Source organism: Flavobacteriales bacterium, from assembly GCA_016700415.1.
In the GTDB taxonomy this organism is placed as follows: Bacteria; Bacteroidota; Bacteroidia; order Flavobacteriales_F; family PHOS-HE28; genus PHOS-HE28.
The window spans coordinates 157,768-170,845 of sequence record CP065018.1 but is presented as its reverse complement, the minus strand read 5'-3'; the positions used below and the strand labels follow the sequence as shown (position 1 = coordinate 170,845).

The window sequence follows — 13,078 nt, the reverse complement described above, 5'->3', positions numbered from 1 at the left end:
GTTAGCGGACCAAATTAACAGCTTGCTGCAGATCGATGCGCTTTCCGTTCTGCCAAGCAGTGATGAAAGCGCCGGTGAAACCCTTGTCCTTGCAGGTGCTTTGGATCTTCCTCGCCCCTGCCAGATCAGGCTCGCCCCCCACGCTGTACTTCCAAAGCTCGTCGGCCTGCATCTCCTCCACGTCCAACCCGTTGAATTTGGGCGACTTCACCGGAATACGCTTGCTGCTGGTGACGATCTGCACCTTGAACCGGACGCTGTTGTCCTTCACCGGCTTCGTGACGGTCTTAGAGGTGTCGACCGCAGTGCTGTCGGCCTTGGCTTCCAGCTCCACGAAAGTGACGTCCTTGTGCTCGATCCGGTTCTTGTACTCCTTGAAGGCCCGGTAGATGGCGGATGCCATGTAGTCCTGCCCCTTGGCGCTTTGCAGGAAGTCCTCCTCGTCCGCATTGGTGAGGAAGCCCAGCTCGATGAGCACCGCAGGCATGGTGGTGTAGCTGATCACCAGAAAACCCGCCTGCTTCACGCCACGGTCCACGCGACTGACACGGTCCTTGAACTGGGCCTGCACCAAGGAGCTCAGCAGCAAGCTGTGGTCCAAATAGGCGTTCTGGCGTAGGCTCAGGGCGATCATGCTCTCAGGGTCCTTCGGGTCGTAGCCGTCGTATTTCAGGGCATGGTCCGCCTCTAAGAGGATGGATTCGTTCTCCTTCATGGCCACGCGCATGTTCGCTTCCGTCTTGTGCAGGCCCATTACATAGGTCTCGCAACCGTGGGGGTCCGTGCTCTTGTTCGCGTTGCAGTGTATGCTGATGAACACATCGGCCTTGTTCCTGTTCGCAATGTTGTTCCGTTCCATCAGCTCGATGAAGCGGTCGTCCTCGCGGGTGTACATCACCTTCACTTCCGGCAGGTTCTCATTGATGTACTTGCCCACCAGCAACGTCACTGCCAGGGCCACGTCTTTCTCTGTGGTCTTGTAGCGCTTGGTGCCGAGGTTGCCGGGGTCCTTACCGCCGTGGCCCGCGTCCAGGACCACCGTGCCGACCATATTGGCATCGCTTACCGACTTTTGCGGCATGGCATGTGCGGTGCAGGCCAGCACGAAAACAGCGATCAGCCACCATTCCCTGCTCCTATCCCTGATGATCTGCCGCTCTGCGCCGGTGCCAACCGCTACTTTCGGCGCGGTCGCCGAGCAGGCGTGCCCGCTGATGTCCTGTGATCCCTGCATATCCGGTAACATAACGGCAAACAAAGGCCGTCGCGGCGAAAGTATGGGCCGTCCCTTCAGGGCCGGGGCCACGCTCCGCGCGCTTTTCATCACGCTCATGTCAGTAACCGCATGGGGCGCCGCCGCCGCGCAGGATCTGGAAAGTGAAGTGAAGTATGGGGCAAGGGACAGCATACGCTACGACCTGGCCCGGCAAACCGTGTACCTCTTTGGCGCCGCGAAGGTGAAATTCGAGGATGTGCAGCTCACGGCGGACCGCATCATGCTCGATCTGGCGCACGAGGAAGTGCAGGCCTTCGGAACGCGGGACAGCGCCGGAGCGCCGGTGGGCCTTCCGGAATTTACGCAGGGAAGCGAGAAGGTCACCGCGGACAGCATCCGCTACAACTTCAAGACGAAGGAGGGCCTGATCAAGGAGGTGCGCACGCAGGAATCCCAGATGTACGCCATGGCCCGCATCAGCAAGCGCCACGCGAACGGGGAGATCCATAGCCGCGGCGGCAGCCTCACCACCTGCGACCGGCCCCACCCGCACTACCGTTTCGCCGTGAGCAGGATGATGGTGATCCCGGACGACAAGATCGTGACAGGCCCGGCGATCATGAAGATCGGAAAGGTCCCCACCCCGCTGGTGGCGCCATTCGGCTTCTTCCCCAACCACAAAGGCGGAACCGCCGGGCTGCTGATCCCCACATTCGGCACCTCGGACCAGTTCGGCTTCTACCTCCTGAACGGTGGCTACTACATCCCCATCAGCGACAACTTCGACGAGCATCTCACGGGCGACATCTACAGCAAGGGCAGTTGGGGCCTGCGCTCCGTTACGCGCTACAAAAAGCGCTACCGCTATGGCGGGAACATGGACCTGCAATACAGCGACAAGGTCAACAGCATCCGCGAGTACCCGGATTTCAGCGAGCAGCGCACCTTCTTCGTCCGCTGGAGCCACCTGATGGACCCGCGGGCCAGCCTCACCGACCGCTTCAACGCCAGCGTGAACGTGGGTTCCAGCCAGAATTTCACCAACAACTTCAACAGCTCCACGCAGGACTACCTCAGCAACACCTTCCAGAGCAACGTGAACTGGAGCCACCTCTGGCCCGGAAAGCCCTACAGCCTCAGCGTGGCCGCACGGCACAGCCAGAACACCATCAACGGCACCTTCGACATCACCCTGCCCTCGGTGAATTTCAATGCGCAGCGCTTCTTCCCCGGCACCTGGTTCCATCCCGAGGCCACCGGCAAGCCGAAATGGTTCGACCAGATCGGCGTCACGTGGAACTCCGTCTTCGACAACCGCCTCAGCACCACCGAGGACCAGATCTCCATCGCCAACATCCCGAACCTGATCGACAAGTTGCGCAACGGCGTCCGCCATACCGCATCGATCAGCTCCTCCATCAAGACGCGCGCCTTCACGCTGAACCCGCAGGTGAACATCACCGACCGCAACTATTTCGACGCGCTGAGCAAGACCTATTACGCCGCGAACGATTCCGTGGCCGTGGACACCGTGCCGGGCCTGTACAACCTATTCGACTGGAACATCGGTGCCACCGCCACCAGCAAGCTCTACGGCATGTATGGCTTCCGGAAGGGAAGACTGAAGGCGATCCGCCATGTGATCACGCCGTCCGCAGCGCTCACCTACCTGCCGGGGAACGATACCCGGATCACCGGCCCGTTCGGGTACAATGGCGCGGAAGCATCCTATTCACCTTATGACATCGGCATCTATGGCCAGCCTTCCCCGAAAGCCAGCGGTTTGGTATCCTTGGGGCTTGTGCAAAGCATCGAAGGGAAGATGCTCTCGAAAAAGCCCGATGCCAAAGGCGATCAGCAGTTCACGAAGATCAAGTTCCTGGACTACCTCGGTATCAACGCGAACTACGACCTGCTGAAGGATTCCCTGAATTGGAGCGCGGTGAACATCGCCGCCCGCACCCGGCTGCTCAACTTCTTGGACCTCAACCTCGCCAGCACGTGGGACCCGTATGCCACCGACAGCTTGGGCCGGAACGTGGACCGCCCCACCCGCACAGTGGACGGTTCGCTCGCCCACCTGCGCACCGCCACCGCCGCCTTGGGCTTCGAACTCCAGAGCAAGCGCTACGGTAAGTCCTTGGCGGAAAAATCCGATGACGACCAAGTGGTGGCCGAGGCCGATCCCAGCAAAGGGGCACGCGTGAATTTCAACATCCCCTGGCACCTCCGCGTGAACTACAGCTGGAGCATGGCCCGCGCCTACCATGTGGCGGAATACACCGAGCAGCAGACGCAGAGCGTGCTCTTCAGCGGCGACCTCAACATCCTCAAATACTGGAAGCTCGGCTTCAGCAGCGGCTACGACATGGAGGCCGGCGAATGGACGCCCACCTCATTGAACCTCTACTGGGACCTGCACTGCTGGGAGTTCAACGCCAACGTGATCCCGATGGGCGTGCGCAAGAGCTTCACCTTCCGCATCAACGTGAAGGCCAGCGTGCTCCACGACCTGAAGTACGAGCTGAGGAGGCCGTTCGGGAATAAGAACGAGCTGCTGTACTGAGACCGCCGTTTTTTAACCGAAACGTTCACAACGGACGCAACGTTGATCTCATAATTCTCTGGCGCGAGACTTCCGCCTCCGGAACTATGCGCTCCACAAGGCGGATGTCTCGTGCCAATGAACGGATCCAACAGCGATGACATGGGAGACTTCGTCTCCGCTCAACACACGCTAAAAATAGATCCACCTTCAACATCCCGGATCCGTAGCCTGATGACTGTTCAAGGGGGCACGGGAGGACGGCCTGCCGCGCACAGGCCTACACTCGCCTAACTCCCGCGCCAGAAATTATTCAGGGAAGACTCGCGCGAGTCTGGTGTAGCCAGATTGCCGACCGTCGTGGCTTGACCGACCACCTTGCCGGTTAGAAGCAGCCGCAGGGTCTCGCCAACCATCATCTCCGATGGTCGGCGGACCCTGCGGTCACCTTTATCCTGTTCTTTTCACTTCACCTTCACCGCACGCTTCACCACCACAGCACCGTCCAACATGAAAGTGCAGAAGTAGGTGCCCGCCGCCAGCTTGGTGGTGTTCCAACTGTAGTTGTATGCACCGGCTTCGGCCAGCTCCTCACGCAAGGTGGCCAAGGGCTTCCCATCACTGGTGCTCACCTGCAAGCTCACTTTACCTGCTTTCGGCACGTAGTACTCGAGCATGGTGAGGTCCGCAACCGGATTGGGGATGATGAGCAAGCGCTGCTCGTGGAGGTCGTTCTCTTGTGGTACCATTCTGTGCTCTGAGCCGCCTTGTGGGGCCACGCCTCCTTGTGCAGAACAGCAGTTGTTGATCTGGTCTTGGAGTTGGGCGATGGTGGCTTGTTGCTGCTGATAGCCTGCGACCAAAAGAGGGATGATGCCGATGTAGTTCAATGTCTTGATGTCCTCCGACGCGGTCAATTGCGCGCCCGTTGAATCATAGGTCGCAGGGATCGTGGCCTGCTTCACAAGTTGAGGCAGGATCAGTTCAACGTCCTGCGCAATAAAGCCCATTTGTGGTCCCGACGGCAAAGCGATCTCCGGATGTTCATCGACCAGGAAATCATAGGTTTTCGGCAGTAGTTGATCCAAGAATTCCGATGCATTCGTGAGAGCCTGGACATTTGTTTTCAGGTTGGCATCGGATGTGATCGGGATCATCCCCGTGAGAAAGCCGTTGCCGTTGATCATCACATTGCCTTCAAACCAGCCTGCCCAACTGTTCGGGGCAGTTGCCTTGCCGAACACGCCATAACTCTTTGCTGCCGTGCCTGAAGTTTCGCCCCACAACCCGATGCTTTCGAGGGTTCCGCCATAGGAAATGCCCTCCGCGCCTATTGTGTGATCGGCATTGTCATAGGCTAGGAAAGCTCCTGCATATGCGCTAGTGTACGCACCGTTGGTCTTTAGGGTACCTCGAAGAACCTCGCTCCCGTGTCAGCGATGCTGCGCGTCGCCCCTTCGGGCAAGCGTTCTCGTTCGGCCATCCTGCGTTGCTCCTCAGTCAGTTACCTTCGGGTAACTTCCTTTCGTCGCGCCTTGGCTGTCACGAACGATAAGCGCTTGTGCCATCGGTTCGAGGTTCTTCGAGGTACCCTTTACCCGAATGCCCCGCGTATAGGGCGAATAGCCGTGAACGTTCACCTCAATACCGGCGTTCAGGTAGCTGCTGCCCGTAACATCGGTCATCACTCCAAAGTTCTCTCCCGTTGTTGACCGGGTGGTTTTTGAGAGCATCCCGGTATTGAAGTTATTGTTCAGCACGTTTACCTTGGTGGTGTAGAAGGATGGTGGCGAGTTTACCGGTAAGGTAAATCCGGATAAAGGTGTACCCATACCCACATAGTTCGCATCCTGTGGCGGGCATGGATTGCCATTGAACGCGGTAACCGCATTGTTCCCTTGCAGCGACCAGCCCGAACTGCAACTTGAAACACTTGGCAAATGCCTCCACTTCACCACTCCTGTATTGTCCACCACCATGTACTGGTCCAACGTGGCAGCCTCCGGATCCGTGGGCAACTTCCGAATGCGCACCCGGCCCGTGCGCACATCCAAGCGCTCCGTGGGATCGTCTCCACCAGCGTAGAAATCCCCCACGCCTACAAAAATCTCGTCATGTTCTGAGGGGAATAGCCGCATGCCCTCTAACCCTTCTGCGGAATTCATCCCCGTGGTGGCACTTGGGTTGTAACCGGAAGTAAAGAGGAAGCGCATACGGTCTCCCTTCCATGTTCCCGGGTTGTCGCTCCACTGGATCACCATGTCCGTTACATCCTTGTCCTTGTATTTGTGGCCGATGTAGCCTTGGTCACCATTCCCCGTGAAGGTGATGCCGTTGCGCTGCCAAGGCCGGTAGCCCCATTCCTGCGCGTTGAGATCCTCGCCCCCCTCGGCCAAGTGCAGCCGGCTGAACGGGCCTTTGGACGCCTGATGCAGGAAACCATCATTCGGCGTGATCAGGTTGAAGCCGTCGGCAGGGATGTTCGGGAAGCCGTTGAGGCTCCCGTAGGTTACCTTCTCGTTGATCAACCCACGGAAATCTCCGCTGGTCCAGAACTGTATCGGAAAGTCCCCGTCGTGACGGATCTCCAAGTTCTGGAGCGCGTTGGCATTCCAGCCCAAGTAGTAACCAAAACCTCCTCCGTGATTAGTGACATCCGCTTGTGCGAACGCCTCCCCTGACACCATGATGGTCGCGGCGATCAACAGATGCCGTATGTTCTTCATCGTTTTCATGTTCTTTGGTTTTTGTTTTCACCGAAAAGAACCGGAACGATGCTATTTATTCGGTCAACATGAACTTCACGAATTGCAGTCTACCTGCTCCGCTTACCTGTAACACATAAGGGCCTCGCGCCCAATCCGCCACCAACAACGCATAGCGATCACCGTTCACCTTCCCTTGCCAGATCCGGCGCCCCAGCATGTCCGACACCGTGGCCTCCTGCCCGGCTGCATGCCCGATGAACAAGTCATCGGTCGCCGGATTGGGAAACACGTAGGGCGTCGAATTCGCCGTTTCAGCAACCCCTTGCTCCAGTTCACATCCATTTGGCACGGGAGAAACGCAGACCGCATCGATCAAGGTATAACCGTTGTTGTACCACTGCTCCACATTAGATGAGTCCGCGAAGCGAATGGTATCCGTTTGGCCATTGCTGAAGAAGTTCCCGATCATCAGGCAGGTGTATGCACTGTCCGCCGCAAAACTTCCGCTTACCAAAGTCCAGTCCACCGTATCGGAAAGGATCTGGGGGTATTGGATGTCAGCCCTGTTCAAAGCAGCAGGATAGGGGTCGCCTCCATTCCAGTGCCGGGCATAAGTGGTGAAAAGCATCCCCACATGATTACTGGCCACCCAGATTGTCGGATGGAGCAAATTCCCGCCAAAACCGGCGTTCGCACGAAAACTGCAGTAATAGGTCTGGCCCGGCACCAAGGTTTCCAACAAGGGCACCATGATCCATTCACGTTGCTCTTCACTTCCGGTGTCAATGTACGTCCCTAATCCAATGCACGAATTACCCTCGTATGGTTCTTGAAAAGTGAACATGTTCAAAGGCAGGCCGTTCACAGCACCGTAAGGCAGGCAGTTTTGCAAATGGTCGAAGGTGAGATTGGCCCTGAACCAGCTGGTCGGCCCTGTTCCTAGAGGTAAAAGGCCGATCCCGTTTATGCAGGAATCCGTCTCCTCAAACCCCGGATTGGGCACCCAATTCTGGCAGAATGCCGGTTGACTTGCTCCAAGGCACGTCAGCGCAAGCATCGCGACCAGTTTTCGGTATTGTCTGCCACAGGGAAGCATGGTCTTATTCTTCTACTCGTTTGTTCATGTTTGGCCGAGAGCATCGTCCCAGTCCAAAAATGCCGCTCCTTTCTATGCTCTCCCAACTCGCGGCAGCTTGGGGGCATGTGGGTCCGGTATCCACTTAGGCGCGGCTTACTGTGCTTCAACCTTCGCCTTACCTTTGCTCAGCTCCGTTTCATTTTACTTCGCAGTTTAGGTGGGACATGGGCTTCGAGGGCCTCAGCCCTCGTGACACGGCCCTCGGTGTTAGCGCACCGGGGGCTTTTTCATTTTTCTTCTGTTGATGGGGTCGGCACTGGTCTCTGGATCAATTCCCGCAGGTATTGCGCTTGTGCAGGTGTGAGTTTAGGAGCCTCATGTGAGATGGGAAGTTCGTAAGCAATGTGCTTCCGCAGCTCGTCCACGTACAATTCCAGGAAATCCACACGCTGTTGAAGTTCATGCAGTTGGCTTGCGCATCCTTCCAGCGTTGTCGCTTGGCGCTGGCGATCCATCTTCATCTGCCACAGTATTTCCCTATACACTTCCGGGTCGGGGTGTTGGTAGCTGCCCACCTGTTCCGCACGGGATGTTTTCGTGGTATCCTGCTCGCAGCGTAGGTTGGTTCCTGCAACAGCGCTCCATCCGAGGCTGTGCTTTTCCAAACCCATGCCGGGAGCCGATCGCACGTAGGCCAGTATGGACCGGGACTCCACAGTTTCCATGGAAACCCGAAGGTAAGCCCAAAGCGGGCAGACCAGAAACAGTGCTAAGAGGCCACCGCGCAACATGGCAAGGGGGATCTGCACTATGCCGCGTTGGGAAACGCCCTTGACGGGAGGTGGCGGTGAAGCTGCTGACGGTAACTTTAGAAGACGGGTTGACGGGTTGACGGGTTGACGGGTTGATGCACCTCGACTTCGCTCGGCACCCACGCTGATGAACTGTTCGGTCCGATACGTATCGGCCCCGAAGCGGACATCCCTACGCGCGAATGTGTGGCGGATCGTTCCATTTCGGGAGTGAAGCTTAGTAAAAAACAGTTCACGGGAGTCCCTATGTTTTGCCTACTTTTAATCCTTTGTGCCTGACTCCTTGTGAGAATGGCCGGAGGATGCCGAAGGTCTTCAGCAACCCACGCACTCGCGAAAAAACGCGAGCGCCTGTTTTGGGCGAGATCCAATAATCTCGATCCAGCTATCTGAGACACACGACCCGTGACCATCTGCCCTTTCTGTGTTATCAGCGTTCCAATGCCCGCAGCCTTCCCACCGTTCCCCAAGTTCGCCGCTGGCCTGCCCGCGCCCGTCACCTACTTTAGCGCCCCCTGCAAGGAAGCCTTCATCGATGACCCGAAACCTGATCCACCGCTTGGCGCTGCTCTGCACGCTGGCCTTTCCCCTCTTTTCCCTCGCCCAGACCGGTACCGTGCGCGGTTTCGTGTACGATGAGGCCACCGGTGAACCGTCGATCTTCACGCCGGTCTCGCTGCGCGGTGCCACGGACCATGGTGCGCAAACGGACGTGAACGGCTACTTCTCCATCAGCAAGGTGCCTCCGGGGCATTTCACGTTGCAGGTGGTCTATTTGGGCTACGACACGGTAAGCAAGGAGGTGGACATCAAGGCGGATCTGATCCAGACCGAACAGCTGTACCTGAAAAAAGGCAGCATCGAGATGAAGACCGTGGTGGTGACGGCGGAGAAGCAGAAGGCGCAGAACAATGTGCGCGTGGGCGTCACCAAGCTGACCCCGAAGCAGATCGAGCGCTTACCGGCGATCGGCGGACAGGCGGACCTTGCGCAATACATGCAGGTGGTGCCGGGCGTGGTGTTCACCGGGGACCAGGGCGGGCAACTCTACATCCGCGGGGGATCCCCCGTGCAGAACGAGGTGCTGCTGGACGGCATGACCCTGTACAATCCCTTCCACAGCATCGGCCTCTTCAGCGTGTTCGACAACGACATCATCCGCAATGCGGACATCCTCACCGGCGGCTTCAACGCGGAGTACGGCGGGCGCATCAGCAGCGTGATGGACATCACCACCCGCGACGGCAACAAGACCCGCCTCAGCGGCAAAGTGGCCGCCAGCACCTTCGCGGCCAAGGCCCTGCTGGAAGGACCGCTGAAGAAGCAGAGCGCGCCGGGCAAGGGGAGCAGTTCCTTCCTGCTCAATTTCAAGCACAGCTATCTGGACCAGAGCAGTAAGAGCCTCTACACCTATGTGGACTCCGCAGGGCTGCCCTTCAAGTTCACCGACCTCTATGGCAAGATCTCAATAAACGCCGCCAACGGCAGCAAGGTCAACTTCTTCGGCTTCAACTTCACCGACGGTGCCCAGTACAGGGGCATCAGTGACCTGGCCTGGAAGAATTGGGGCGCGGGCACCAACTTCGTGCTGGTCCCCTCGGGCAGCGCCGTACTGATCGAGGGCGTATTCGCGCTGAGCAACTACAAGATCGAACTTTTGGAAGGCGATCTCCAGCCCCGCACCAGCAGCATCAACAATTTCACCGCCGGGCTGAACTTCAAATACTTCATGGGCAACAACGAGGTGCAGTACGGCATCAACGTCACCGGCGTGAAGACGGACCTCAGCTTTTACAATTCGCTCGGCTACGAGCTGGGCCAGCAGAAGGTGAGCACCGAGCTGGCCGGCTACATCAACTACAAACTGCGCATCGGCAAATGGGTGCTGAACCCCGGTGTCCGCCTCCAGTATTACGCCACTTTGGCCGTGCTGAACCCCGAACCCCGTCTTGGCTTCAAGTGGAACGTGAGCGACCGCTTCCGCATCAAAGGCGCCGCCGGCATCTACAGCCAGAACCTCATCGCCACCAACAACGACCGCGATGTGGTGAACCTCTTCTACGGCTTCATCACCGCGCCTGACGACATCCCCTCCACCATCACCACCTCCAACGGGAACACGCGTGACATCAAGGACCCGCTGCAGCGCGCCAACCACCTCGTGGGCGGCTTCGAGTACGACCTCACCCCCAAGACCAGCATCAACATCGAAGGCTACTACAAGGACTTCCGCCAAGTGACCAACCTGAACCGCGAAAAGCTTTACAACGACACGCCGGAATTCATCAACCAGCCCGACGAGCTGAAGAAGGACTTCGTGGTGGAGACCGGCAGTGCCTACGGGGCGGACATGCTGCTGAAGTACGAGAACAAGGGCCTCTACCTCTGGGTGGTCTACTCGCTCAATTTCGTGGACCGCTTCGACGGTACGCAGACCTACAGTCCGATCTGGGACCGCCGCAACAACGTGAACCTCGTGGCCAGCTACACCTTCGGGAAGCACGACAGCTGGAAGGCCAGCGCCCGCTGGAACTACGGCTCCGGCTTCCCCTTCACCCAGAACCAGGGCTTCTACGAAAGGCTGCCCTTCAGCGACGGCGTCAACAGCGATATCAACAACACCAACGGTGACCTCACGGTGATCTACGGCCCGCTCAACGGCGGACGCCTCACGGACTACCACCGGCTGGACGTCGGCATCACCAAGATCTGGAAGCTCGACGAGCACCAAGTCGTCCAGTTGGACCTCAGCGTCACCAATGCCTACGACCGCGACAATATCTTCTATCGTGACCGCGTGACCAGCAAGGAGGTGTACCAGTTGCCGGTGCTGCCGAGCTTGGGGTTCTCGTACACGTTTTAGCAAAAGATGAAACAGGAAAGCTGAAACTGGAAAGTTGAAAGTGAAACAGGGCGCTCGGCGACCGATCTTTTCAGCTTTCCTGTTTCATCTTTCAGCTTTCTCCCTCTTGGTTCCGAACATCGGATTAGCTTTACACCCCGTGATCACCATCCCCATTCAGGGCGGGATCAACAAGTGATGACGGGTTCCACAAAGTACATTTTCGTTACCGGAGGGGTCACCTCCAGCTTGGGCAAGGGCATTGTCAGCGCCTCCTTGGCCAAACTGCTGCAGGCGCGCGGCTTCACGGTGACCATCCAGAAGCTGGACCCGTACATCAACGTCGACCCCGGCACGTTGAACCCGTACGAGCACGGGGAATGCTACGTGACCGAGGACGGCGCCGAGACCGATCTGGACCTGGGGCACTACGAGCGCTTCCTGGACACGCCCACCAGCCAGGCCAACAACATCACCACGGGCCGGGTCTACCAGAACGTGATCAACAAGGAGCGCCGGGGCGAATACCTCGGCAAGACCGTTCAGGTGATCCCGCACATCACCGACGAGATCAAGCGGAACATCCAGCTCTTAGGACGGAAGGGCATCTACGATTTTGTGATCACCGAGGTCGGCGGCACCGTGGGCGACATCGAGAGCCTGCCCTACGTCGAGGCCATCCGCCAACTGAAGTGGGAAAAGGGCCGCGATGCCTTGTCGATCCACCTCACACTGCTCCCCTACCTCAGCACCACGGGCGAGTTGAAGACCAAGCCCACACAGCACAGCGTGAAGGAGCTTCTCAGCCTCGGCGTGCAGCCGGACATCCTCGTGTGCCGCACGGAGCACCCGATGATCAAGGGCATGAAGGAGAAGATCGCCCTGTTCTGCAACGTGGACCCCAAGGCAGTGATCGAAAGTGCCGACGCGGAGACGATCTACGACGTTCCCTTGCTGATGCAGCAGGAACAACTGGACGAGGTGGTGCTGGAGAAGCTCGGCATCGCCAACTACCCGGAGGCGGACCTCACCCAATGGCGCGAATTCCTGCGGCGGCACAAGGAACCAAAGCACACTGTGGAGATCGGCCTGGTAGGCAAATACGTGGAGTTACGCGATGCCTACAAGAGCATCAAGGAGGCCTTGGACCATGCCGGTGCGGCCAACGAGACCAAGGTGGACATCCGTTGGGTCCACAGCGAAAAGCTGACGCCGAAGAACGTGGCCAAACACCTCGGCGGCCTCGACGCGATCCTGGTGGCACCCGGCTTCGGTAACCGGGGGATCGAAGGAAAGATCGATGCGATCCGCTATGCGCGGGAAAACAAAGTCCCCTTCCTCGGGATCTGCTTGGGCATGCAGTGCGCGGTGATCGAGTTCGCCCGCAACGTGCTGGGCCATGCGGAAGCCAATAGCACCGAGATGGACCCCGAAACCAAGTGGCCGGTGATCGCCATGATGGAGGAACAGAAAGCCAAAGTGGACAAGGGCGGGACCATGCGTCTGGGCGCCTATCCTTGTAAGCTCACCGAAGGAAGCCTCAGCGCACAGGCCTACGGGAAGACCAGCATCAAGGAGCGCCATCGTCACCGGTACGAGTTCAATAACGCCTACACCGAGGAGTTCAAGAAGGCCGGCATGATCGCCGCCGGCGTGAATCCCCAGACCAAGCTGGTGGAAGTGGTGGAACTGAAGGACCACCCGTGGTTCGTGGGCGTGCAATACCATCCGGAATACAAGAGCACCGTGGCCCGGCCCCATCCCCTCTTCACACGCTTTGTGAGGGAGGCTTTGGCGCAGCATGCCGTGGTCGCGAAACGCGAAAAGACCAAGGTCTGAGCCGCTCCGATAGCACGGCCGTTCCGACCTCTTGGCAC

General features: G+C 58.4%; 8 protein-coding genes. 3 read left to right on the top strand and 5 right to left on the bottom strand.

Annotated elements, in window-relative coordinates; translation table 11 throughout:
- Window position 1: 1 nt before the first annotated feature.
- On the bottom strand, window positions 2-1,234 hold the full coding sequence (locus IPP95_00740) for an N-acetylmuramoyl-L-alanine amidase (protein ID QQS72797.1): 1,233 nt from the start codon (window positions 1,232-1,234) through the stop codon (window positions 2-4).
- A 97-nt stretch (window positions 1,235-1,331) separates the two neighbouring features.
- Between IPP95_00740 and IPP95_00735 the strand changes: the two genes are divergently transcribed.
- Window positions 1,332-3,782, top strand: a complete 2,451-nt coding sequence (locus tag IPP95_00735) for an LPS-assembly protein LptD (protein ID QQS72796.1) — start codon at window positions 1,332-1,334, stop codon at window positions 3,780-3,782.
- A gap of 443 nt (window positions 3,783-4,225) precedes the next feature.
- On the opposite strand, the gene IPP95_00730 is transcribed toward IPP95_00735, so the two are convergent.
- The 4 genes from IPP95_00730 to IPP95_00715 form a co-directional block, all read right to left on the bottom strand.
- Window positions 4,226-5,005, bottom strand: coding sequence for a tail fiber domain-containing protein (locus IPP95_00730; GenBank protein QQS72795.1), 780 nt, complete (start codon window positions 5,003-5,005; stop codon window positions 4,226-4,228).
- A gap of 252 nt (window positions 5,006-5,257) precedes the next feature.
- On the bottom strand, window positions 5,258-6,487 hold the full coding sequence (locus IPP95_00725) for a hypothetical protein (protein QQS72794.1): 1,230 nt from the start codon (window positions 6,485-6,487) through the stop codon (window positions 5,258-5,260).
- 55 nt (window positions 6,488-6,542) lie between these two features.
- Window positions 6,543-7,313: a T9SS type A sorting domain-containing protein gene (locus IPP95_00720; GenBank protein ID QQS72793.1), complete on the bottom strand. Its 771-nt coding sequence runs from the start codon at window positions 7,311-7,313 to the stop codon at window positions 6,543-6,545.
- A gap of 521 nt (window positions 7,314-7,834) precedes the next feature.
- Window positions 7,835-8,272, bottom strand: a complete 438-nt coding sequence (locus IPP95_00715; GenBank protein ID QQS72792.1) for a hypothetical protein — start codon at window positions 8,270-8,272, stop codon at window positions 7,835-7,837.
- A 622-nt stretch (window positions 8,273-8,894) separates the two neighbouring features.
- On the opposite strand from IPP95_00715, the gene IPP95_00710 reads away from it, so the two are divergent.
- Together IPP95_00710 and IPP95_00705 are read left to right on the top strand one after the other, a co-directional pair.
- The gene (locus tag IPP95_00710) at window positions 8,895-11,222 is read left to right on the top strand and encodes a carboxypeptidase-like regulatory domain-containing protein (GenBank protein ID QQS72791.1); all 2,328 of its coding nucleotides are present in this window, start codon (window positions 8,895-8,897) and stop codon (window positions 11,220-11,222) included.
- Window positions 11,223-11,399: 177 nt separating this feature from the next.
- Window positions 11,400-13,040, top strand: a complete 1,641-nt coding sequence (locus IPP95_00705) for a CTP synthase (protein QQS72790.1) — start codon at window positions 11,400-11,402, stop codon at window positions 13,038-13,040.
- Window positions 13,041-13,078: the final 38 nt, after the last annotated feature.

Coding starts and splice junctions, on each gene's coding strand:
- IPP95_00725 (QQS72794.1), bottom strand. CDS start 6,487: ATGAAGAACATACGGCATCTGTTGATCGCCGCGACCATCATGGTGTCA.
- IPP95_00740 (QQS72797.1), bottom strand. CDS start 1,234: ATGCAGGGATCACAGGACATCAGCGGGCACGCCTGCTCGGCGACCGCG.
- IPP95_00735 (QQS72796.1), top strand. CDS start 1,332: ATGTCAGTAACCGCATGGGGCGCCGCCGCCGCGCAGGATCTGGAAAGT.
- IPP95_00720 (QQS72793.1), bottom strand. CDS start 7,313: ATGTTCACTTTTCAAGAACCATACGAGGGTAATTCGTGCATTGGATTA.
- IPP95_00715 (QQS72792.1), bottom strand. CDS start 8,272: ATGGAAACTGTGGAGTCCCGGTCCATACTGGCCTACGTGCGATCGGCT.
- IPP95_00705 (QQS72790.1), top strand. CDS start 11,400: ATGACGGGTTCCACAAAGTACATTTTCGTTACCGGAGGGGTCACCTCC.
- IPP95_00710 (QQS72791.1), top strand. CDS start 8,895: ATGACCCGAAACCTGATCCACCGCTTGGCGCTGCTCTGCACGCTGGCC.